This is a genomic window from Cupriavidus sp. SIMBA_020 (assembly GCF_046535395.1).
Classification (GTDB): domain Bacteria; phylum Pseudomonadota; class Gammaproteobacteria; order Burkholderiales; family Burkholderiaceae; genus Cupriavidus; species Cupriavidus campinensis.
Genome location: NZ_JAWRWU010000352.1, coordinates 1 through 289 on the forward strand (window position 1 = coordinate 1; position 289 = coordinate 289).

General features: G+C 61.9%; 1 pseudogene. It reads right to left on the reverse strand.

The annotated features are described in order from the left end of the window. Window positions 1-289 (reverse strand): annotated as a pseudogene (locus tag SB751_RS29540) (cell division protein FtsA); the annotation flags it as partial.

Consider the following 289-nt stretch of genomic DNA (forward strand, 5'->3'; position numbering starts at 1 on the left):
AGCACCACGCCGAGTTCCTTCTCGTCGTCGGTGAGCACCGCCAGCGACGACGCCAGCGGTTGCAGGATCAGGTCGTTCACTTCGAGGCCGCAGCGGCGCACGCACTTCACGATGTTCTGCGCCGCGCTCACCGCGCCCGTGACGATATGCACCTTCACTTCGAGGCGGATGCCGCTCATGCCGATCGGCTCGCGCACATCTTCCTGACCGTCGATGATGAATTCCTGCGTGACGATATGCAGCACCTGCTGATCGGTCGGAATGTTGATCGCCTTCGCGGTTTCGATCA